This is a genomic window from Streptomyces sp. TRD_SC_5, assembly GCF_056836825.1.
The window spans coordinates 6,217,764-6,238,646 of sequence record NZ_JBWZZS010000001.1 but is presented as its reverse complement, the minus strand read 5'-3'; the positions used below and the strand labels follow the sequence as shown (position 1 = coordinate 6,238,646).

The window sequence follows — 20,883 nt, the reverse complement described above, 5'->3', positions numbered from 1 at the left end:
CCTGACGGGTCATCAATTACCGATGCGTCAGTTATTGACGGTTCATCAGGTCCCCCACAGAATGCGGGCATCCCAAGGGAGGGACCCCACTGTGTCGCGACCGATCCGCACCATCGCCGCAGCTGCCACAGTGCTGCTGTTCGCCACCGTCACCGCCTGCAACTCCGCATCGACCGGCGCCCCGGACAACGACGGCGCGGGGAAGGGCGGCAGCGGCTCGGTACGCGGAGTGAGCGCCGACTCGGTCAAGGTCGGCGGCATCGTCTCCATGACCACCGCGAGCGGGTACTCCAAGAAGGACACCGACCTCGGCGCGAAGGCCCGTTACGACCGGGCGAACGCGGAGGGCGGCGTCAACGGCCGGAAGATCGACTACCTGGGCGCGGAGGACGACGGACAGGACCCCGCGAAGAACCTCGCCGCGGCGCGAAAGCTCGTCCAGCGGGAGAAGGTCTTCGCCGTCGCCCCGATGAGCTCGGTCACCTTCTCGGGCGCGGACTTCCTGGAGCAGCAGAAGGTGCCGACTTTCGGCTGGGGCACGCTGCCTTCGTTCTGCGGGCCCCAGCACATCTACGGCTTCAACGGGTGCCTCGTCCCCATGCCGGGCGGCACACTCAATCAGACCTGGCCGGAGGGGCTGGGCAAGGTGCTGGGAGGGACCAAGGGCAAGTCGGTGGCGCTGCTCGCCAATGACAACGACGCGGGCAAGTTCGGCATCCGTACCTTCACGCAGGGCTTCAGGGCGGCCGGGTACAAGGTCTCGTACGCCAAGGCCGTGGTGCCGGCGACTTCGGTGCCGAGCGACTGGTCGGCGTACACCAAGGAGATCATGCGCAGCGACGGCGGGAAGGCGCCGGACGTGGTGATCTCCGTGATGCAGACGCCGTACAACATCGGTCTGTTCACGACGCTCAAGCGCGGCGGCTTCAAGGGCGTGCTGTCCGACCCGACGGACTACGACCCCGGGCTGCTCGCCAAGGACGCGACGAAGCAGGCGCTGGACGGGGTGCATGTGCTGGTCCAGTTCGAGCCGTTCGAGTCGGACAGTGCGGGGATGAGGCAGTTCAAGGAGGACATCAGGAAGGCGGCGGGCGGCAAGGACGTACCGCTGAACATGCACATGGTCACCGGGTACATGTCGGCCGATCTCTTCCTCGCCATCGCCGAGAAGGCGGGCAAGGACCTGACCGTCGACTCCTTCCAGAAGGCGGCGGGGTCGTTCTCGGACAGCGGGACGCTGGTGGGCGACCGCAGCGAGCCGAAGGGGCAGCGGGAGAGCTTCGGCTGCGGGGCGCTGGTGCGGTTGAAGGACGGGAAGTACGAGGTGTCGTCGCCGTTCAAGTGCTATCCGCCGATTCCCTTCGGATAGGAGTGCTGCCCTGTCATGGGTGATCTGCTGGGTTTTGTGCTGAGCGGGCTGGTCTCGGGTGCGCTGTACGCCCTGCTGGCCACGGGTCTGGTGCTCTCGTACTCCGCGTCGGGTCTTTTCAACTTCGCGCACGGCGCTACGGCGTATGTGTGTGCGCTCGCCTTCTACGAGCTGCACTCGGGCTTCGGATGGCCCGCCGTGCCGGCTGCTGCGCTACTGGTGTTCGTCGTCGCGCCGGGGATCGGTTGGGGGCTCGACCGGCTGATGTTCCGCAAGCTCGCGCGGGTGGGCGAGACGGCGCAGATCGTGGCGACGATCGGGCTGCTCGTCGCACTGCCGGCGGCGGGGCTGTGGGTGGTGGAGCTGCTGGCGGACGCGGGGGCGTCGGTGCTGCCGGCGGAGAACCAGTTCGGGCTGCCGGGGGTCGGGCCGAGCCCGGCCGTGTCCTGGCAGCTTGCGGACGGTGTCGGGGTCGACTCCGATCAGCTGATCACGTGGCTTGCGACGGCCGTGGTGGCGGTGGGGCTGTGGGTGCTGATGCGGCACACCCGGCTCGGGCTGCGGCTGCGGGCCGCCGTCGACAACCGCACGCTGGTGGAGCTGCGCGGCATCAGCGCGGACCGGCTGTCGTCGATCGCGTGGATGCTGTCGTCGGGGCTGGCGGGTCTCGCGGGTGTACTGGCTACGCCGCTGCTGGGCCTGTCCGCACACGACTACACCTTGTTCTTGTTCGTGTCGGCGACGGCGGCGGTGCTGGGGCGGTTCGCCTCGATTCCGCTGGCGTTCGTGGGTGGGCTGGGACTGGGTGTACTGCAGAACCTGACCGCGGGGTACGCGTCGTTCGCCGACGACCTCACCGGATTCCGTACGGCCGTTCCTTTTCTGATCCTCTTCGCGGGCCTGCTGGTCATGACGCGCCGGCGGCGCGCGGCGGGCACGGAGGCCGAGGACTCGCCACCGGTCGACTATCTGGCCGGGCGGTCTTGGGGGCGTCAGTGGGGGCCGTGGGCGGCGGGCGCGGCGCTGATGGCTGTGGGTTTCTATACGGTCACTACGCCGTTCTGGAGCGGGATGCTCGCGCAGGGGCTGGCGGTTTCGCTGGTGTTCGTCTCCTTCACGGTGGTGACGGGGCTCGGCGCCATGGTCAGCCTCGCGCAGGCCACGTTCGTGACGGGTGCGGCGCTGGTCGCCGGGCTGCTGATGAGTCACGGCTGGCCGTTCGTCGGGGCGGCGCTGGTGGGCACCTGCGTGGCGGCGGTGCTGGGGGCGCTGGTGGCCCTTCCGGCGCTGCGGCTGGGCGGCCGCTCGCTGGCGCTGGCGACGCTTGCCCTTGCGTTTCTGGCCGACCACGTCCTTTTCCAGGCGGGGTGGCTGAGGAACGGTGACGCGGGGTGGGAGATCCCGCGCCCGGTGTTCGGTCCGGTGGATCTGGCCGACGACCGGGCGATGGGGGTGGCGCTGGTCGTGCTGGTGGCGGGCGCGGTGGCGTCGCTGAGCGCGCTGCGGAACTCGGCGTCGGGGCGGGCGATGCTGGCGGTACGGTCGGCTCCTGCGGCAGCGTCGGCCTCGGGTGTCTCGGTGATCCGTACGAAGCTGATGCTGTTCACGCTGTCGGCGGGGATCGCGGGGTTCGGGGGCGTGATGTACGCGTCGTACAACACCCGCATCACGGCTACCGACTTCACCGCGATGACCGGGCTGATCTGGCTGGCGGTGGTAGTCGCGGCGGGTGTGCGGCGGCCGCAGTTCGCGGTGGTGGCGGGGCTGGTCTTCGCGGTCGTCCCGCACCTGCTCGCTGAGTACGTCACGGAGTCGACGCAACTCCCCATCATCCTCTTCGGCCTGGCCGGCCTGGCCCTGGCCAACGACCCGGACGGCTACTGCGCGGCGATCCCGGTGCGGAGGTATCGGCGGCGGGCGGCGCGGGCGGGCGCGGTTGATGCGGGGCGGGGGGCGGGGGCTGCGGTGGGTGCGGGAGCTGCGGCGGGTGCGGTGGGCGCGGTGGGCGCGGTGGGTGCGGTGGCGGGGTCCGGTGGCGGGGGCTTCGGGGTCGGTGCCGCGCCGGGGCGTCTCCTCGGGCGCCGAACGTTCGGCGGGGTGCGCTCTTCGGGCGTGTTGCGTTCGACGCCCTGCGGGGAGCGCCCCGACACGTCCCCTCCCGGCACCGTGGCCTGCGGGGCGGGAGCGGTCCCCGGCACGAACACCGTGGAGGCGGCGGACACGAGGCCCGTCGCGCTCGCGCTGCGGGGCGTGTGTGCCGGGTATGGGGGAGCCGGTGTGCTTTACGGGGTCGACCTGACCGTACGGGCTGGGGAGATTCTCGCCTTGCTCGGGCCCAACGGGGCCGGGAAGTCCACCACTTGTCACGTCGCCGCCGGGCGGCTCGCCCCCACCGCCGGCAGCATCCTCGTCAGCGGCCGCGACGCCACCCGCGACGGCCCGGTACGGCGTTCGCGCGCCGGGGTCGTCCTCGCCCCGGAGGGGCGCGGGATCTTCCCCTCCCTCACCATCGAGGAGAACCTCACCCTCCGGCTCCCTAGCCGGTCCGCCCGTGAAGCGGTGTACGAGCGCTTCCCCGCGCTGGCCCGGCGGCGCGGCGTCCCCGCCGGTTCGCTGTCCGGCGGGGAGCAGCAGATGCTGGCGCTCGCACCGCTGCTCCAGCTCCCGCCGGCCGTACTCGTCGCCGACGAGCCGTCGCTCGGCCTCGCGCCGCGTGTGGTGGACGAGGTGTTCGGCCTGCTCACGGAGTTGCGCGAGGCGGGCACCGCGCTGCTGCTGGTGGAGGAGAAGGCCGCCGAGGTGCTCGGCATCGCCGACACCGTGGCCTACCTCGCGCAGGGCCACGTCACCTGGTGCGGGCCGCGCGGGGACGTACGCGCCGACCGGCTCACCGAGGCGTACTTGGGGATCGGGAACGGTAACGGGAACGCTTCGGAGGTGTCACCCACATGAGCGCGCCCAGCAGCGACGAGTACGTTCTGAAGGCGACCGGGATCGGCGTCCGCTTCGGCGGCATCACCGCTCTGGAAGGCGTGCACATCGCCGTCCGCCCCGGTGAAGTCTGCGGCCTCATCGGCCCCAACGGAGCCGGAAAGACGACCCTGTTCGACGTCCTGTCCGGCATCCGCCGCCCCGACACGGGCCGTGTCCTTCTCGACGGTACGGACATCACGCGCCGCACCCCCGTCTGGCGCGCCCGCCACGGCATGCGCCGCACCTTCCAGCGCCGGCAGCTCTTCGGCCCGCTGACCGTCGCCGACAACCTCGTCGTCGCCCAGGAGTGGCGCGGCGGCGGGGGCGGCCTCGTCGCCGATCTGCTGGCGGCGCCCACCCGGCGTACCCGCGAGGCCGCGCGCCGCGACCGCGCCGCCACGGTCCTGCGCTCGTGCGGCCTCGACGCGCTGGCCGAGTCGTACGCCGGGGCGCTCCCCGTCGGCCGGGCCCGCATGGTCGAACTGGCCCGCGCCGTCGCCGACCCGCCCCGCGTGCTGCTGCTCGACGAGCCCGCGTCCGGCATGTCGGCGCAGGAGCGGCAGCAACTCGTTGTAGTGATACGGCACTTGGCGGTTCAGGAAAGGTGCGCCGTGCTGCTTGTCGAGCACAATGTCGCCTTCGTGATGGAACTGTGCGCCCGCGTCGTCGTCCTCGACCTCGGCTCGGTCCTCGCCGAGGGCAGCGCCGCCCGGGTGCGGCAGGACCCAGCCGTCCGTGACGCGTATCTCGGCACGGCGGCGGGAATGCGCGGAGCCCCGTGATCGTTGACGCTGGGAGTACCAACCGACGACGTAAGGATCGATCGCTCGTGAGCAAGGCCCCCTCCCTCACCCTGAACAACGGCGTCGAGATGCCCCAGCTCGGCTTCGGCGTATGGCAGGTGCCTGACGACGAGGCCGAGAAGGCCGTCGGCACCGCCATCCGGGCCGGGTACCGGTCCATCGACACGGCCGCGATCTACGAGAACGAGACCGGCACGGGCAAGGCCATCGCCGACTCCGGTGTCGCCCGCGACGAGCTGTTCGTCACGACGAAGCTCTGGAATTCCGAGCAGGGTTTCGACTCGACGCTGCGCGCCTTCGACGACTCGCTGGCGAAGCTCGGCCTGGACTACGTCGACCTGTATCTGATCCACTGGCCGCTCCCGTCCAAGGACGCGTACGTCGACACGTACAAGGCCTTCGAGAAGATCTACGCCGACGGCCGCGCCAAGTCGATCGGCGTCTCCAACTTCCTCCCCGAGCACCTGGAGCGCCTGATCGGCGAGACCTCGGTCGTCCCGGTCGTCAACCAGATCGAGCTCCACCCGCAGCTCCAGCAGGAGGCGTCCCGCGCCTTCCACGCGCAGCACGGCATCGCGACCGAGGCCTGGTCGCCGCTCGGCCAGGGCAAGGGGCTGCTCGAGGTCCCGACGGTCGTCGCCGTGGCCCGCAAGCATGGCAAGACCCCTGCCCAGGCGGTGCTGCGCTGGCACCTCCAGACCGGCAATGTCGTGATCCCGAAGTCCGTGACGCCGTCGCGGATCGAGGAGAACCTCGACGTGTTCGACTTCGAGCTGGACGCCGACGACCTGGCGGCATTCGCCGCGCTCGACGAGGGCAAGCGACTCGGCCCCGACCCGGTGACCTTCGCCGTCGGCGCCTGACGAGTACGAAGACGGCGTCAACCGGTTCGGTCCGGTTGGCGCCGTCTCGCCATGTGCGGGGTCAGAGCGAGCGCGCCGCCCCGCCGTCGATGCGGATGCTCTCCCCGTTGATGTACGCCGGGATCCTGGCGAGGAAGTCGGGGCCCTCGGGCCAGCTGTTGACGTAGCCCGGCATGAGGCTGTTCATGCGGATGCCCCGGGCGGCGTACTGGTCGGCGTACAGCTTGGGGAAGCTGGTGAGGGCCGCCCGCAGGCTGGAGTTGACGGGGATGGACCCCATCGGCTCGGCTCGAAGGCCGTGTATGAGGACAGGTTGACGAACGCGCCCCCGCCCGCCGCCTCCATGTGCGACGTCACCAGGCGGGCCGTCCTGACCACGCTCAGCAGCAGCATGTCGAGGCCGTCGTGCCAGTCCTGGTCCGTCACCGCGAGCAGCTCGTCGTTCCTGGCGTGCCCCGCGCCGTTGACGACGGAGTCGATCCGGCCGTACCTCTCCAGGGTCGCGTCCACGAGCCGGGCCAGGTCGGCCACCGAGGGGTCGATGTCGAGCAGGGAGACGGTACGGCCCGCCCCGCCCTGACCAGTTCGGAGACGATGCCCCGGCCGATGCCCGATCCGGCGGCGGCGGCGATGGTGGTGGTGGGCATGCGGGGGTCCTCCAGGAGCGTTCACGGGGGGCGGCGTGCGGCGCACGCAGTACGTCGCAACGTCCCCCAGTAGGCGGGTGACCTGTGGGTGGGCAGCCTGTCGACGGCTGGCCTGTGGGTGGGTGGCCTGTCGGCGGGCGCCCTGCGGGCAGTGTGCCCCGCGCGCAGGGGGCCTGGCCCGCCCGTGGGCGGCGTACCCCGCAGGCAGCGCGCCCCATGGGCAGGTGCTCCGTGGGCGGCGTACACGTGGCAGGTGCCCCATAGGCAGGTACCCCGCGCCCGTCAGGCCCATGGGCGGCGTGCCCCATGGGCAGGTGCCCCATGGGCAGGTGCCCCGGCGGCGGGGCGCCCCGCGGGCAGGCGGCCCGGGGGCGGCGTGCCCCGTGGGGCGCCCCGCTAGGGTCCGTGGGCCGTCAGGCGTCGCGGTGGGCGATGTGCACCGTGCGGGCCCGCAGCATGAACACGTCGGGGCGCTGCGCCAGACCGGCCGGGTCCCGCGCGTCCAGCAGCCGCTCCAGCGTCGCGACGTCGTCGGCCGTCAGGCGGTCCGCGAACACCTCCCGCTGCCGCGCGAAGGTCTCGACGACCAGCTCGCGCGCCGCGTCCGGCAGCGGCGCCGGCAGGTCGAGCAGGAAGGAACGGCTGGAGCCCGGAGTCAGCCCGGCGGCGGCCAGCAGCGCGCTCCAGTCCTCCACCTCGGGCTTCGCACCGGGCAGCTCCTCCCGCATCTGCGCGAACCTCTCGCTCCACGCGACCTCCAGCCGCGCCTCCAGGCCCGGCCTGCCGATCCCGATGTCGCGGGGCAGGTGGCGCGGCGACAGCCCGCCCTCGAACAGGGCCACGGCCCCGCCCGGGCGCAGGAGCCCGGCGAAGCCGGTGAGGGCCGCGCGCTGGTCGCCCACGTGGTGCAGAGAGTTGGCGGCCCAGACCAGGTCGGCCTCGCCCAACGAGCCGAGCTCGTCCGGGACTTCGGCCACGACGGTACGTACCCGCTCCCCCAGGCCGGAGCGCTCCGCCCGCGCCCGGGCGCGCTCCAGGAGCGCCGGCGTACTGTCGACGGCCACGACCTCCGCCTCCGGGAAGGCCTCGGCGAGCATGCAGGTGATGAGTCCGGGGCCGCTGCCGATGTCGAGCACGCGGCGTACGCCCTGCGGCCCCCGGAAGCGCTCGGCGATCCAGGCCGCGGCCTGCTCGTACACCGGACGGTTCACCTCGCCTTCGTGCTCCAGGTGCGCGGCGAGCGCCTCCCAGTCGAATTCGGTGGCGTGGTTGTGGTTGTGGTTGTGGTTGTGGTCCTGGCTGTGGCTCTGGGGCTGCGTCATGCGTCCACCTTCTCCCCGGACCGCTCTTTCGGCGAACCTTCTTGCCGTTCCGGCAAACCACCGCCCCTCCGGTACTCCTGCGGACTCACCCCGCGCACCCGCTTGAAAGCCGCGCTCAGCGCGAACGACCCGCTGTAGCCCACCTGCCGCGCCACCGCCCCCACCGTCGCTCCCGTCTCCCTCAGCAGGTCCGCCGCGAGCGCGAGCCGCCACCCCGTGAGGTACGCCATGGGCGGCTCCCCCACCAGCTCGGTGAAGCGCCGGGCGAGGCCGGCCCGCGACACCCCGGCCTTCGCGGCGACCTCGGCGACCGTCCAGGGGTGAGCCGGGTCGTTCTGCATCAGCCGCAGGGCCCGGCCGACCACCGGGTCCCCCATCGCCAGGTACCAGGCGGGAGCCGCCGCCTCGGGGCGCGAGAACCACGCCCGCAGCGTGGCGATCAGCAGCACGTCGAGCAGCCGGTCCAGCATCACGCTCTGGCCCGGCTCGTCCCTGCTGATCTCGTCGTCCAGGACCGGCATCAGCGGGCAGTCCCACAGCTCGGCGGGCAGATGCACGAGCGGCGGCAGCGCGTCGAGCAGACGCCCGCTGACCTCGCCCGCCATCCGGTACGTGCCGATCAGCATCGCCGAAGCACCGTCCGGGCTGTCGCCCCATGTCCGTACACCGAGATGCATCGTCTCGGACAGTGGCTCGCCCCGCAGCGTGCCGCACACCCCGCCGGGCCCGATCACGGCGCGCGGCGGACTCGCCGGATCGTCGGCGCAGGTGTACGGACCGGGGCCGCGCGCGATGGCGACGTCACCGGGGCGCAGCAGCACCGGGTCGCCGCCGTCGGGCATCACCCAGGCGTTGCCGCGGCTCATGCACATCAGCGAGAGCGGCGCCCGGTCCTCGATCCGCACCGCCCAGGGCGGGTTCAGTACGGCCCGGAGGAGAAAGGCGCCCCGGGCGCGCGGCCCGTCCAGCAGACCTGCGAGTACGTCCATGGTGCCAGCGTAAGACGGCCGCAAGTCGGCTTGGACGCAGACGTATGGAGTTGAGCCTCTGAAGCATGGTCCGTCCAGGCGTGCGCCGCGAACCTTGAGGCATGGCAGAAAACACGAAGCAGGAAACGGTGTTGGTGACGAGCGGCACGGGCAAGACCGGCCGCCGGGTCGTCGAGCGGCTCACCGCCCTTGGCGTGAGCGTCAGATCGGGGTCGCGCGCGGGAGAGGTGAGGTTCGACTGGGAGGACGAGTCGACATGGGGCCCGGCACTGCGGGACGCGGACGCCGGGTACGTGGCCTATTACCCGGACCTGGCCGCTCCCGGCGCGGCGGAGGTGGTAAGGACGTTCGGGCGGATCGCTCGCGATAACGGAGTGCGGCGGCTGGTCCTGCTGTCGGGGCGCGGCGAGCCCGGGGCGGTCGTCGCCGAGGAGGCGCTGCGCGAGTCGGGCGCCGAACTGACCGTCATACGTGCCGCTTTCTTCGCGCAGAACTTCAGCGAGGGCGCTCTGGCCGAGGGAGTGGCCGCCGGTCAAGTCGCCTTCCCCGCAGGCGAGACGGCGGAGCCTTGGGTGCACCTCGACGATCTGGCCGACGTCGTGGTCACGGCACTCACCCAGGACGGGCACGCCGGCCTGGTGCACGAGCTGACCGGCCCCCGGCTGCTGACGTTCGCCGAGGTGACGGCCGAGATCTCGAAGGTCACGGACCGCGAGGTGCGGTACGTCCCGGTGTCCGGTCCGCAGTACGCCGAACTCCTTCGGCAGTACGGGATGCCGGCGCCGGAGGCCGAGTGGCTCTCCGGGCTGTTCACGATGCTGCTCGACGGCCACAACGCGTCGGTCACGGACGGGGTGCGGCGTGTCCTGGGCCGCGCCCCCAAGGACTTCACCGACTTCGTGCGCCAAGCGGCGGCGGCCGGCGTGTGGAACGGCCACGGGGCGTAGGGGGAAGCGGGAGCCAGTGCCCCGGAGCGCGCCGAGCTCGCGCGCCGTCTCCCGCAGACGGTCGCGCGGCTCGACCGGCCGCCGTCAGCTCGCGCCGTGTCCCGGGGCGATGTCCTCGACCCGGCGTGCGAGCTCGAAGTCGAGGTCGGTGACGGCACCTCCCGCGCTGTGCGTGTTCACGGTCAGCACCACGGTGTTGTAACCCAGCGTCAGGTCGGAGTGGTGATCCAACTCGTCCTGGATTCCTGCCACGTGCACGACCAGCGCGGCGGCGGCGAAGTGCGTGCCGAGCCGGAACGTACGGGCGATCCGGTTGTCGTCCAGCGACCAGCCGGGGAGTTCGCGCAGACGGTCCTCGATCTCCTTCTGCGACAGCGGCTCAGTGGCCATGGCGAAGCTCCCTCCAAAACGATGGTGTGGCTGATCAGCCTGCCACCTTCAGGTCGCAATCGGCGCTCAGGCGCTGCCACGAATACTCCTCGGCTACTCCTCGGCAGTGATCGGCGTTTCGGTTACCGTCTTGCTCCATGACAACCGTCGCAGTCGACAAAGGTGTGGGCGCGCTGCTGCGCGGGTGGCGTGTGCAGCGCCGGCTGAGCCAGCTGGAGCTGGCGTTGCGCGCCGATTCCTCCGCCCGGCACATCAGCTTCATAGAGACCGGCAGGTCGCGCCCGAGTCAGGAGATGGTGCTGCGACTGGCCGAACACCTCGACGTACCCGTGCGCGAGCGCAACGCCCTGTTGCTGGCGGCGGGTTACGCCCCTCAGTACGCCGAGACCTCGCTCGACGACCCGGCGCTGGGCGCCCTGCGGGAGGGGATCGAGCGGCTGCTGACGGGGTACGAGCCGTACCCCGCGATCGTCGTCGACGGTTCGTACACCGTGGTCGCCGCGAACCGCGGGATGACGATGCTGCTCGACGGCCTGCCCGAGCACCTCCTCACGCCCCCGCTGAACGCGATGCGCATCACCCTCCACCCGGAGGGGCTCGCCCCGCGGATCCGCAATCTGCGGGAGTGGCGCGGGCACCTCCTGGAGCAGATGGAGCGTCAGATCGCGCTGGACAGGTCCCAGGCGCTGCGTGCGGTGTACGACGAGGTGTCGGCCTATCCGGTGCCGGAGGCCGGGCCGGGCGACGCGCGGCGCCCGGAGGATCCGCCGTACCCCCACTTCGCCCTGCCGCTCCAGGTCGAGCACGACGGCCGTGTGCTGTCGTTCGTCTCGTCGATCTCGACCTTCAATACGCCGATGGATGTGACGGTCGCCGAGCTGGCCATCGAGACGTTCCTCCCGGCCGACCCGGCGACGGTCAAGTACCTCCAGTCGCCGGCCCGCTGAGCGGGCGCCCACTCGTCCCCGGGCACACAGCCCCGGGAGAGGTTGGCGAGCACGGTCGCGGACATGACGAATCAGCCTCCGTCGAGGTCGTACGGACTGGAAGGGACCCGGGGGCCGGACGGAGTGCGCCGCCCGGGCCCCGGAGACCGCTACGATGCCGCGGCCTCGGGAGCGCGTCGATTACCCCGGAGGTAATGCCGGGGTGCCCTGCCCCGTATGGCACTGGGCGGAATGCCGCCGGGGGGTGGGCGTGGTGTGCTGGTTCCGGGACGGGCCGTCGGCGTGGCGGCGGGGGAGAACCTGACCTGTTCACACGGAGGAGACACCCCCGATGGCGATTTTCATGCAGGCGGAACTGACAGGCGTGACGACCGAGCAGTACGACAAGCTGAATGCCAAGCTTCAGTCGCTTTCCGGCAACCCCTTCGAAGGCTGTCTGGCGCACGTCGCCGTCCCGACCGGCTCCGGTTTGCAGATCTTCGACCTGTGGGAGTCCGAACAGGCCATGCAGCGGTTCAACGAGATCGTCATGCCGGTCGCGCAGCAGGTCGGCATCCCGCAGGGCGGCATGCCGAAGACCTCGCAGGTGCACAACTACTGGGTGCCCGGGGTGTAGCGCGGTCGGGGGAACTCCGGCGGCCGCCCCGGAAAATCTTCAGAAGAATTTCCGGTGGGTTGTCGATCCGGGTGCCTCCCGTTCGACGCATGGGTGAGAGGCAGGGAAAGCCCCCGCCCTCCCGCACCGAGGAGTCACCATGCCGCGCTTCCTGACGATGATCCGCATCGACGAGCAGAACGCCCCCGCCGAGGGCCCCAGCCCCGAGCTCATGGAGCGCATGGGCACGCTGCTGGAGGAGATCACCAAGGCGGGGGTCATGCTGGACACGGCCGGGCTCACCCCGACCTCCGAGGGCACCAGGGTCACCTGGTCCGGCGGCAGGCTCAGCTACACCGACGGGCCCTTCACCGAGAGCAAGGAAGTCATCGGCGGTTACTCCATCATCCAGGCCAAGGACAAGTCCGAGGCCCTGGAGTGGACCAAGCGCTTCCTGCAGACCCACGAGGAGTACTGGACCATCTCCGCCGAGGTCCGTGAGATCGCCGAGGGCTGACCCGGCCGCGCTTGCCGCGCGCCGGCGCGACTGCTCTGATGGGTGGCCGTGACGGCAGCAGCGAGCGAAGTGACCGAGACGGTCGAAGCGGTATTCAGGATCGAGTCCGCGCGGATCATCGCCGGTGTCGCCCGCATCGTGCGGGACGTCGGCATCGCCGAGGAACTGGCGCAGGACGCTCTGGTCGCCGCGCTGGAGCAGTGGCCGGAGTCGGGTGTCCCGGACAGGCCGGGCGCCTGGCTCACGGCCACGGCCAAACACCGCGCGATCGATCTCGTACGCCGCAAGGAGACGTACGCGCGCAAGCTGGCGGAGGTCGGGCGAACACTGGAGGACGTGCCACCGCCCGACCCCGTGGACGCCGAGGACATCGACGACGACCTGCTGCGGCTGATCTTCACGGCGTGCCATCCGGTGCTGGCGACGGAGGCCCGGGTCGCGCTCACGCTGCGGCTGCTGGGCGGGCTGACGACGCAGGAGATCGCCCGCGCGTTCCTGGCCTCCGAGCCGACGGTGGCGCAGCGGATCGTGCGCGCGAAGAGGGCGCTCGCGCACGCCGGGGTTCCCTTCGAGGTTCCGTACGGCGCCGAACGGGCGGCCCGCGTCGAGTCCGTCCTGGAGGTCATCTATCTCGTCTTCAACGAGGGGTACTCCGCGACGGCCGGCGACGACCTGTGCCGCCCCGCCCTGTGCGAGGACGCGCTGCGGCTGGCGCGCGTCCTGTCGGGGCTGATGCCCGAGGAGCCCGAAGTCCATGGTCTGGCGGCGCTCCTGGAGTTCCAGGCCTCCCGCATCGCGGCCCGTGCGGGCCCCGACGGGGAGCCGGTGCTGCTCGCCGACCAGAGCCGGTCGCGGTGGAACCGCATGCTGATCCGCCGTGGCATCGAGGCCCTGCAACGCGCCGGCCTCGGCCCGTACTCCGTCCAGGCCGCGATCGCCGCGTGCCACGCGCAGGCGATCCGCTACGAGGACACGGACTGGGCGACGATCGCCGCACTGTACGGGCGGCTGATGGCACTGACTCCGTCCCCGGTGGTGGAGCTGAACCGCGCGGTCGCCGTCTCCATGGCGCAGGGACCGGCAGCCGGTCTGGCGCTGGTGGACCCCCTGGCGGACGAACCGGCGCTGAAGGGCTACCACTTGCTGCCGAGCGTCCGGGGCGACCTGCTGGAGCGCCTGGGGCGGGGAGAGGAGGCGCGCGCGGAGTTCGAGCGGGCGGCTTCCCTGACCCGCAACGCGCGTGAACGGGAGCTGCTGCTGAGGCGGGCATCCGCCGCCGGCCCGGCGAGTGTGCAGCCCCGAGCACAAGATCACTTCGGGTAGAGTTACTCGCAGGTAATGACCGACCTGCACCAGGGGGAAGCTTTTATGCTTCGACGTATTTCCACGATCGCCGTGACCGCCGCGATGACCGGTGGCGTTCTTCTCGCAGCTCTGCCGGCGCACGCCGCCACGAGCACCGGCCAGCAGACCATGGCCGCTCGCGGTGGCGGCTTCACCGTGAACATCAACGAACTGCGCCAGCAGTCCGCCGACCTGAAGAACAAGGCCCAGCAGCTGGACCGGCTCGGCGAGCGCGAGGCGGCCAAGCGTGCCCGCGCCCAGGCCGCGGCGATCGACCGGAGGATCAAGCAGCTCATCGACGCCGAGAACAACATGTAGTCCGCCGGTCCGCACCACGCTCACCTTCGCCCGCCCCGATCCGTCGGGGCGGGCCTTGTGTTCTGCGGTCGCTGGCTTACGATCACCGCTGACGGCTCGGTTCCCCTGCCGACGTCCGCCCCCGCCCCATGGAGGTCAACCGTGTCCAGGACGGCCAAGGGCCCTCGCGCCCGCCGCATCCGTACCCTCGCCGCCGGTGCCGCAGCCGCCGGCCTGTTCTTCGCCACCGGCTGTTCCTCGGGCGACGAAGGACCCGCCGAGGCAGCCGGCGGCGTACCCGTGGTCGAGAAGGGCAAGCTGACCACCTGCACCCACCTGCCGTACCCGCCCTTCCAGTCGGAGCAGGACGGCAAGATCGTCGGCTTCGACGTGGCGCTCGTCGACCTGGTGGCGAAGAACCTCAAGGTCGAGCAGAAGGTGCTCGACACGCCGTTCGAGAACTTCAAGACCGGCGCGTTCCTCAACTCCGGTGAGTGCGACCTCGCCGCCGCCGGCATGACCATCACCGACGAGCGCAAGAAGAACGTGGACTTCTCCGTCCCGTACTTCGACGCCACCCAGGCACTGCTCGCGACGAAGAAGAGCGGCGTCACCACGCTGGACGAGGTCAAGTCCGGCAAGAAGAAGCTCGGGGCGCAGGCGGAGACGACCGGCGAGAGCTACGCCACCGGCAAGGGCTTCGACCCGGTGGCGTTCGAGAGTTCCGACGCCGTACTCAACGGGCTGCGCACCGGTCAGGTCGACGCCGTCGTCATCGACTACCCCGTCGTTCAGGGGTGGCTCAAGGACAAGGCGAACGCCGACGCGTTCGTCCTCGGCCAGAACATCGAGACCGGTGAGGAGTACGGGTTCTCGGTGAGGAAGGGCAACACCAAGCTGAAGGCCGCCATCGACAAGGCCATCACCGACGCCAAGGCCGACGGCACGTACAAGAAGCTCTACGAGGAGTGGATCGGCCCGATGCCCAAGGCGCAGTCGTGACCTCTCGCCTCTCCAGGCGGCAGCGGCGCCGGATTTCCCAGGGCATCCAGTACGCCCTCTTCGTGGCGGTCCTGGTCCTGGTCGGTCTGCTGGCCGACTGGGACCGGCTGCAGAACCAGTTCGCGCAGAAGGACCTCGCCGCCGAACTCTTCCCGGAGATCATCACCACCGCCCTGCGCAACACGGTGGTGTACACGCTCTCCGGTTTCGCGTTCGGGCTCGTACTGGGCCTGGTCGTCGCGCTGATGCGGCTGTCGTCCGTGGCTCCCTACCGGTGGGTCGCGAGTGTCTACATCGAGTTCTTCCGTGGTCTGCCCGCCCTGCTGATCTTCATCTTCGTGGGCGTGGCGGTGCCGCTGGCGTTCCCGGGGACCGAGATTCCCGGCGGTACGTACGGCAAGGTCGCCCTCGGGCTCGGTCTGGTCGCGGCCGCCTACATGGCCGAGACCATCAGGGCCGGCATCCAGGCCGTGCCCAAGGGGCAGATGGAGGCGGCCCGTTCGCTGGGCTTCTCGCACGCGCGGGCGATGGTGTCCGTGATCATCCCGCAGGCGTTCCGCATCGTCATCCCGCCGCTCACGAACGAACTCGTCCTGCTGTTCAAGGACTCCTCGCTGGTGCTGTTCCTCGGCGTGACGCTCGAGGAGCGGGAACTGACCAAGTTCGGCAGGGACCTGGCCAGCCAGACCGCCAACTCCACCCCGATCCTGGTCGCGGGGCTCTGCTACCTGATCGTGACGGTGCCGCTGAGCCTCGTGGTGCGCCGCCTCGAGGCCCGCGCCGACAAGGCCAAGTGAGGACGAGCCAGATGCCACAGCCCGAGATCGAGATCCGCTCCCTGCACAAGTCGTTCGGGGACAACCACGTCCTGCGCGGCATCGACCTGGAGGTCGCCCGGGGCGATGTCGTGTGCGTCATCGGGCCCTCGGGGTCCGGCAAGTCGACGCTGCTGCGCTGCGTGAACCTGCTGGAGGAGCCCAGCGCGGGCCAGGTCTTCGTCGGCGGTACGGAAGTCACCGACATCGAGGTCGACATCGATGCGGTACGCCGCCGGATCGGCATGGTCTTCCAGCAGTTCAACCTCTTCCCGCACGTCACCGTGACCGAGAACCTGATCCTCCCCCAGCGGCGCGTGCTGCGCCGGGGCAAGGCCGAGGCCGCCAAGGTCGCCCGGGAGAACCTGGAGCGGGTCGGGCTGGCCGACAAGGCCGACGCCTACCCGGCGCAGTTGTCGGGCGGGCAGCAGCAGCGGGTGGCCATCGCGCGGGCGCTGTCCATGGGGCCCGAGGTGATGCTCTTCGACGAGCCGACGTCCGCGCTGGACCCGGAGCTGGTGGGCGACGTACTGGCGGTCATGCGGGTGCTCGCCTCGGAGGGCATGACGATGATGGTCGTCACCCATGAGATGAGTTTCGCCCGGGAGGTCGCCGACCGCGTCGTGTTCATGGACGGCGGGGTGATCGTCGAGGAGGGCCCGGCGGCGCAGGTCGTGGGCGACCCCCGGCACGAGCGGACCAGGAACTTCCTCAACCGCATCCTGGACCCGTCCGCCGCCGAGGCGCCGGGCCCGGAAGCCGGCGGGCGGCCCGCGGCCGATTGACCGCCGCGCGCGGGGCCGGGGGTCCGGAAGCGGTTCAGCGAGCCGTCGGGTAGCAGTGCGCCGGGGCGTCCGGAAGGTCCAGGTCCGGGCGCCAGGCGCGCAGGACGGACGCCGACGGTACGAAGAGGTCCTTGGGTACGTCGCCCGTCCCGAACCACTCCCACCGTACGATCTTGTGCGGTTCGGTGACGCGGGGCGTTCCCGTGGCTCCCTCCAGCACCGCCGCGGCTGTGACGCGGGTGACGCCGCGGGCGCCGTCCATCAGTACGGCGACGATACGGACGCCGGTGGCATTGGCCCGCAGAGACGTCTCCTCCGCCAGCTCGCGCACGGCGGCCTCCTCGAAGCTCTCGCCGGCGTCGACCTTGCCGCCGGGCAGCTCCCAGCGGCCGTCGTGCCCGAGCCCGAGCAGGACGCGGTCGCCGGGGCCGACGACGATGACGCCTACGCCGGTCAGGCCGTTCGGCGTGGGGAAGGCCCGCTCGGGACGCTCGGCCGTGGCCGCCATGGTGTCTGCCTCCTGGTCTCGAACGGTGTCGCCGAAGGAGTTGACCACGAGAGCTGTCAGGCCGCCGCCCCGGCCCTGGCCCTGCGGGCCGCGATCCATGCGTACACCAGCACGCCCGCGAACAGGAACAGCACGCCCTGGTACACCGCCGCGTAGCCCGAGCCCGCGACCAGCCACATCGAGAAGCCGAAGGCCAGCGCGGCGAGTACCGCGTCGCGGAGCAGGCGGGACCGGTTGACGCGGTCGGAGCGGCCCGAGGCCAGGAAGTAGATCTGGGCGGCGGTCGACAGAAGGTAGGGGACGGTCGCCGTGAAGGTCGTCACCAGGACGAGGATCTCGAAGACGCCCTCGGAGCCCGCCGTGTAGTTGTAGACCGTCAGGAGCGAGGCGAGGACGACCGTGACGAGGACACCGGCCGTCGGGACACCGCGCCGCTTGGTGGCGAACACGGCGGGGAAGAGGCCGTCCTTCGCCGCCGCGTACGGCGTCTGCGCGCTCAGCAGCGTCCAGCCGTTCAGCGCGCCGACTATCGAGACCAGGGCGGCGCAGGCGACAACGGTGCCGCCCCACGAGCCGCCGAACATCGCGTTCACGGCGTCGGAGAAGGGCGCGGTCGAGCCGACCAGCTTGTCGTGGGCGACGGTGCCGAAGACCGCGAGCGTACCCAGCAGGTAGATGAAGGCGGCGCCGAGCGTGCCGAGGATCGTGGCGCGGCCGACGTTGCGCCGTGGGTCGCGGACCTCGCCGGCGCTGACGGCGGCGGACTCCACGCCGAGGTAGCTGAAGAGCAGGATGGCGGCCGAGGCGGAGATCGCGCCGAGCGGGCCCTGGTCGCTCGCCTGGAACGGGCCGAGGTTCGACGTGTCGAAGAAGAAGAGACCGCCGACGGCGACGAGCAGCAGCGGCGCGAACTTCAGGACCGTCGCGACCAGCTGGACCGCGCCGACATAGCGCGTGCCGGCCAGGTTCGCGAGCGCGGGCAGCCACTGGAGCACCAGTGCGGCCGTGATCGTGGCGGCGAGCGATCCTTGGACGGGTATGAGGACGTCGAGGTAGCCGACGGCGGCCACCGCGAGCGCCGCGTTGGACACCCAGCCGGTGATCCAGTAGCTCCAGGCGGCGAGGAAGCCGGCGAAGTCGCCGAAGGCCTCGCGGGCGTAGACGTACGGGCCGCCGGTCTGCGGGTGCTTCTCGGCGAGGCGGCCGAAGACCAGCGCGAGCGCGATCGCACCGAGGGTCAGGACGCCGAACGCGACCAGGCTGATGGTGCCGAAGGGGGCGACGGAGGCGGGCAGCAGGAAGATTCCGCCGCCGATGATGTTGCCCATGACCAGGGCCGTCGCGACGGGCAGGCCGAAGCGCCGGGCGTGCTTGCTCGGGGTGCCGGCCTCGGCAGGGGCGTCGGCGTCGCTCGCCGCCGTGAGCTCGGGGTGTGGGGTGGTCAGGGTGGTCATGGGGTGGTGTGCGCCTCTCTCCGTACCAAAACCTGACCATGTTCTGGTACGGCGAACGGGGCATCAAATCAGGCGGATTTATCCTGTACGGCACCCTCAACAACCGGAAAAGGTCCTTCCGCTTCCGGTTCCGGCCGGGGATCCTCCGCCACCACCAGCGGCACCTGCGGCCCCTGACACTCCCGCAGCCACCGCCGCAGCACCCGGTGCACCTGCTCGGCACCGGCCAGCTCCTGCCCGTCCGTGACGGGTGCGGAGAGGGTGTACGGCGACATGAGGAACGGTCTGGCCTGTTCGCCGCCGAGGCCCCCGTGCGAGCCGATCTGCTCCTCGAAGGCGTGCACGCCGCCCGTCTGCGGGTCGTGCCAGGAGTTGACCATGATGTCGGCGACGTGCGGGAAGCCGGACGTCCGGCGGACGGCGTCGGCAGCGCCCTTGCCGAACACCGCGAGCGGCCCCGTATCGCCCGTACGGTCGTCGTCCAGCCGCAGTTCCGCGCCGCCGGCCCCGAGCACCAGCGCCCCGTGCTCCTCGCTGCGTACGAGCAGGAAGCCGATCCCGGGGTGGTTCGCCAGCGTCGTCAGCAGCGCCGGATGGTGGCGGTCCATCTGTTCGCGCGTCGCCCGGCCCGCCGCGTCGGGGAAGGAGATCAGCCCCAGATTGCCCGAGGCCAGTACGACCGGATCGGTCCCGGGCTCCGGGTGGTCCGGCTCCTCCTCAGCGTCGGGCACCGGCCGGTGCAGAGCGGTCCGTACGGCATCGCGCGCCTCCGAGGCGCTGGTGGTGCGTGCCGCGCGGCGGGGGACGGGCAGCCCGCAGCCGGCTCTGACGAGGTTCGCGAGAGTCAGTCCGTACGCCGCCTGGAAGGTCTCCCCCGGGCTCTGCCCGTGGTCGGACAGCAGCACGATCCGGTACGCGCGCGGGGCGTGCTCGGCGACCTTCGCGATCAGCTCCAGCGACCGGTCGAGCCGCTCCAGGACCTTCAGCGCGTCCGTGCTGTGCGGCCCGGAGTGGTGCGCCACTTCGTCGTACGCGACCAGGTCGGCGTAGACGGCGGTGCGTCCGGCGAGCATGTCGCCGAGGACCGAGGCGACCACGATGTCCCGCTGGACGACGGTCGCGAAGGCCCGGATGAAGGGGTAGAGCCCGCCCCGCTTCACCCGCGGACCGCTCCCCCGCAGCCGCGCGCGCGTGGACTGGCCGATCTCCCGGACGACCTCGGCGACGAAGGACATGGCGGTACGTACGGCGTTGGCCGGGTCGGAGAAGTACGCGAAGTAGCCGGCCCGGGACCGGTTGGACCTGCCGCGCCTGGCGGCGATCGACAGGACCAGGGCGAGCTGGTCGGCGCCGCCGCTGAAGAGGTTGCCGCGGCTCGCGCCGTCGAAGGTGAGCAGTCCGCCGTCGCCGGTACGGGCGATCGCGCGGCGCTGCATCAGGGCCGCGCTGGCCGGGCGGCTGGAGACCACGACCTCCCGCGTCTCCTTCTCGTACCAGCGGAACGCGGGGACGTCGTGGTTGGAGCCGTGCAGTATGCCGAGCTGGCTGGCGCCGGTCTGGCTGGACCAGTCGGTACGCCACGGAGTCAGCCGGTGCGTGGGTTCGTCACCCTCCAGCCAGTCGGCGACGGTCGGCATCAGCCCGTCGGCGACCGCCTGGAGCAGCACGTCGTGGCCGACGCCGTCGAGTTGCAGGAAGAGCGTGCCGGGCAGCCCGTTGCGCCCGTCGTCGCCGCCCCGCCTGGTGCGGCGGTGGGCGAGCCGGGAGAGCCTGCGCCGGTACGCATCGTCGTCGCGTACCGCGAGAGCTCCGGAGGTCGCCGAGGCGACCGCCGACATGACGGCGGCGACCACCACCGCCGTCTCGGGGTCGGCCTCGCCCCGCCCGTCGGGGATGAGGCTGAGCGCGACGAGCAGCAGCGAGCCGTTGAGGAAGAAGGCGAGCACGCCGAGAACCAGTGCCGGTACGAGCAGCAAGGCCCGTACGGCCAACGGCCACACCAACGCGCCGAGCAGGCCGAACGCGCCCGCGCCCCAGACCGCGGTGAGCGCGACCCGGGTGATGCTGTCGCCGTCGTCGGCCTTGAGCTGGAAGTCCGGCAGGATGCCCGCCAGCGCCAGCATCGTGAGCGTCGACACGGCCCATACCGTCACCACGCGCAGCAGGGCGCTGCCCGCGCTGCGCCATCGCCGTCGGACCACGCCGTCCCCACCTCACGTCCCGGGCCACCTGGGGCCCGCTTCCCTTCCAGCGTGGCACAGCGGGACGAGGTGCCCAGGCGGCGCGCACGGATGATCGACAGCGAACAGCGAAGGT

At 71.3% G+C, this 20,883-nt stretch carries 21 protein-coding genes; 13 read left to right on the top strand and 8 right to left on the bottom strand.

Going from position 1 to position 20,883, the window contains the following annotated elements; translation table 11 throughout:
• Positions 1 to 91: 91 nt before the first annotated feature.
• From AC1P0E_RS28630 to AC1P0E_RS28615, 4 genes are read left to right on the top strand one after another with little or no spacing between them, the layout of a single operon-like run.
• Positions 92 to 1,369, top strand: a complete 1,278-nt coding sequence (locus AC1P0E_RS28630; protein ID WP_482744993.1) for an ABC transporter substrate-binding protein — start codon at positions 92 to 94, stop codon at positions 1,367 to 1,369.
• Between the two features lie 15 nt (positions 1,370 to 1,384).
• A complete protein-coding gene (locus AC1P0E_RS28625; protein WP_482744992.1) occupies positions 1,385 to 4,321 on the top strand; it encodes an ABC transporter permease subunit in 2,937 nt (978 codons plus the stop codon).
• A complete protein-coding gene (locus tag AC1P0E_RS28620; RefSeq protein WP_482744991.1) occupies positions 4,318 to 5,124 on the top strand; it encodes an ABC transporter ATP-binding protein in 807 nt (268 codons plus the stop codon). The genes AC1P0E_RS28625 and AC1P0E_RS28620 overlap by 4 nt, the downstream gene beginning before the upstream one ends.
• 47 nt (positions 5,125 to 5,171) lie before the next feature.
• Complete coding sequence (locus AC1P0E_RS28615; RefSeq protein WP_482744990.1) at positions 5,172 to 6,008, top strand: aldo/keto reductase; 837 nt, start codon at positions 5,172 to 5,174, stop codon at positions 6,006 to 6,008.
• A gap of 61 nt (positions 6,009 to 6,069) precedes the next feature.
• On the opposite strand, the gene AC1P0E_RS28610 is transcribed toward AC1P0E_RS28615, so the two are convergent.
• From AC1P0E_RS28610 to AC1P0E_RS28595, 4 genes are all read right to left on the bottom strand, one after another.
• Positions 6,070 to 6,288 (bottom strand): hypothetical protein, encoded by a 219-nt coding sequence (locus AC1P0E_RS28610; RefSeq protein WP_482745984.1) that lies wholly within the window; start codon positions 6,286 to 6,288, stop codon positions 6,070 to 6,072.
• Complete coding sequence (locus AC1P0E_RS28605) at positions 6,192 to 6,917, bottom strand: SDR family NAD(P)-dependent oxidoreductase (protein ID WP_482744989.1); 726 nt, start codon at positions 6,915 to 6,917, stop codon at positions 6,192 to 6,194. The genes AC1P0E_RS28610 and AC1P0E_RS28605 overlap by 97 nt, the downstream gene beginning before the upstream one ends.
• Before the next feature lie 151 nt (positions 6,918 to 7,068).
• A complete protein-coding gene (locus tag AC1P0E_RS28600) occupies positions 7,069 to 7,977 on the bottom strand; it encodes a class I SAM-dependent methyltransferase (RefSeq protein ID WP_482744988.1) in 909 nt (302 codons plus the stop codon).
• Positions 7,974 to 8,966: an AraC family transcriptional regulator gene (locus AC1P0E_RS28595; RefSeq protein WP_482744987.1), complete on the bottom strand. Its 993-nt coding sequence runs from the start codon at positions 8,964 to 8,966 to the stop codon at positions 7,974 to 7,976. The genes AC1P0E_RS28600 and AC1P0E_RS28595 overlap by 4 nt, the downstream gene beginning before the upstream one ends.
• A gap of 101 nt (positions 8,967 to 9,067) precedes the next feature.
• Between AC1P0E_RS28595 and AC1P0E_RS28590 the strand changes: the two genes are divergently transcribed.
• Entirely contained in the window at positions 9,068 to 9,913 is an 846-nt protein-coding gene (locus AC1P0E_RS28590) for a Rossmann-fold NAD(P)-binding domain-containing protein (RefSeq protein ID WP_482744986.1), read from the top strand.
• Positions 9,914 to 9,997: 84 nt separating this feature from the next.
• Here AC1P0E_RS28590 and AC1P0E_RS28585 read toward each other — a convergent pair whose 3' ends face one another.
• Positions 9,998 to 10,303 (bottom strand): 4a-hydroxytetrahydrobiopterin dehydratase, encoded by a 306-nt coding sequence (locus tag AC1P0E_RS28585; protein WP_482744985.1) that lies wholly within the window; start codon positions 10,301 to 10,303, stop codon positions 9,998 to 10,000.
• A 137-nt stretch (positions 10,304 to 10,440) separates the two neighbouring features.
• On the opposite strand from AC1P0E_RS28585, the gene AC1P0E_RS28580 reads away from it, so the two are divergent.
• The 8 genes from AC1P0E_RS28580 (at position 10,441) to AC1P0E_RS28545 (ending at position 16,605) form a co-directional block, all read left to right on the top strand.
• A complete protein-coding gene (locus tag AC1P0E_RS28580; RefSeq protein ID WP_482744984.1) occupies positions 10,441 to 11,250 on the top strand; it encodes a helix-turn-helix domain-containing protein in 810 nt (269 codons plus the stop codon).
• A gap of 331 nt (positions 11,251 to 11,581) precedes the next feature.
• Complete coding sequence (locus AC1P0E_RS28575) at positions 11,582 to 11,866, top strand: hypothetical protein (RefSeq protein ID WP_482744983.1); 285 nt, start codon at positions 11,582 to 11,584, stop codon at positions 11,864 to 11,866.
• A 139-nt stretch (positions 11,867 to 12,005) separates the two neighbouring features.
• Positions 12,006 to 12,362, top strand: a complete 357-nt coding sequence (locus AC1P0E_RS28570) for a YciI family protein (RefSeq protein WP_482744982.1) — start codon at positions 12,006 to 12,008, stop codon at positions 12,360 to 12,362.
• 42 nt (positions 12,363 to 12,404) lie between these two features.
• A complete protein-coding gene (locus tag AC1P0E_RS28565; RefSeq protein ID WP_482744981.1) occupies positions 12,405 to 13,685 on the top strand; it encodes an RNA polymerase sigma factor in 1,281 nt (426 codons plus the stop codon).
• 45 nt (positions 13,686 to 13,730) lie between these two features.
• Complete coding sequence (locus AC1P0E_RS28560; protein WP_482744980.1) at positions 13,731 to 14,024, top strand: hypothetical protein; 294 nt, start codon at positions 13,731 to 13,733, stop codon at positions 14,022 to 14,024.
• Between the two features lie 141 nt (positions 14,025 to 14,165).
• A complete protein-coding gene (locus AC1P0E_RS28555) occupies positions 14,166 to 15,005 on the top strand; it encodes an ABC transporter substrate-binding protein (protein ID WP_482744979.1) in 840 nt (279 codons plus the stop codon).
• Positions 14,972 to 15,802: an amino acid ABC transporter permease gene (locus tag AC1P0E_RS28550; protein ID WP_482744978.1), complete on the top strand. Its 831-nt coding sequence runs from the start codon at positions 14,972 to 14,974 to the stop codon at positions 15,800 to 15,802. The genes AC1P0E_RS28555 and AC1P0E_RS28550 overlap by 34 nt, the downstream gene beginning before the upstream one ends.
• An 11-nt stretch (positions 15,803 to 15,813) precedes the next feature.
• Complete coding sequence (locus tag AC1P0E_RS28545) at positions 15,814 to 16,605, top strand: amino acid ABC transporter ATP-binding protein (protein ID WP_482744977.1); 792 nt, start codon at positions 15,814 to 15,816, stop codon at positions 16,603 to 16,605.
• A 34-nt stretch (positions 16,606 to 16,639) separates the two neighbouring features.
• Here AC1P0E_RS28545 and AC1P0E_RS28540 read toward each other — a convergent pair whose 3' ends face one another.
• From AC1P0E_RS28540 to AC1P0E_RS28530, 3 genes are all read right to left on the bottom strand, one after another.
• Positions 16,640 to 17,113, bottom strand: a complete 474-nt coding sequence (locus tag AC1P0E_RS28540) for a nucleotide triphosphate diphosphatase NUDT15 (protein ID WP_482745937.1) — start codon at positions 17,111 to 17,113, stop codon at positions 16,640 to 16,642.
• Positions 17,114 to 17,169: 56 nt separating this feature from the next.
• Positions 17,170 to 18,567: an amino acid permease gene (locus AC1P0E_RS28535; RefSeq protein WP_482744976.1), complete on the bottom strand. Its 1,398-nt coding sequence runs from the start codon at positions 18,565 to 18,567 to the stop codon at positions 17,170 to 17,172.
• Between the two features lie 68 nt (positions 18,568 to 18,635).
• A complete protein-coding gene (locus AC1P0E_RS28530; protein WP_482744975.1) occupies positions 18,636 to 20,768 on the bottom strand; it encodes an alkaline phosphatase family protein in 2,133 nt (710 codons plus the stop codon).
• Positions 20,769 to 20,883: the final 115 nt, after the last annotated feature.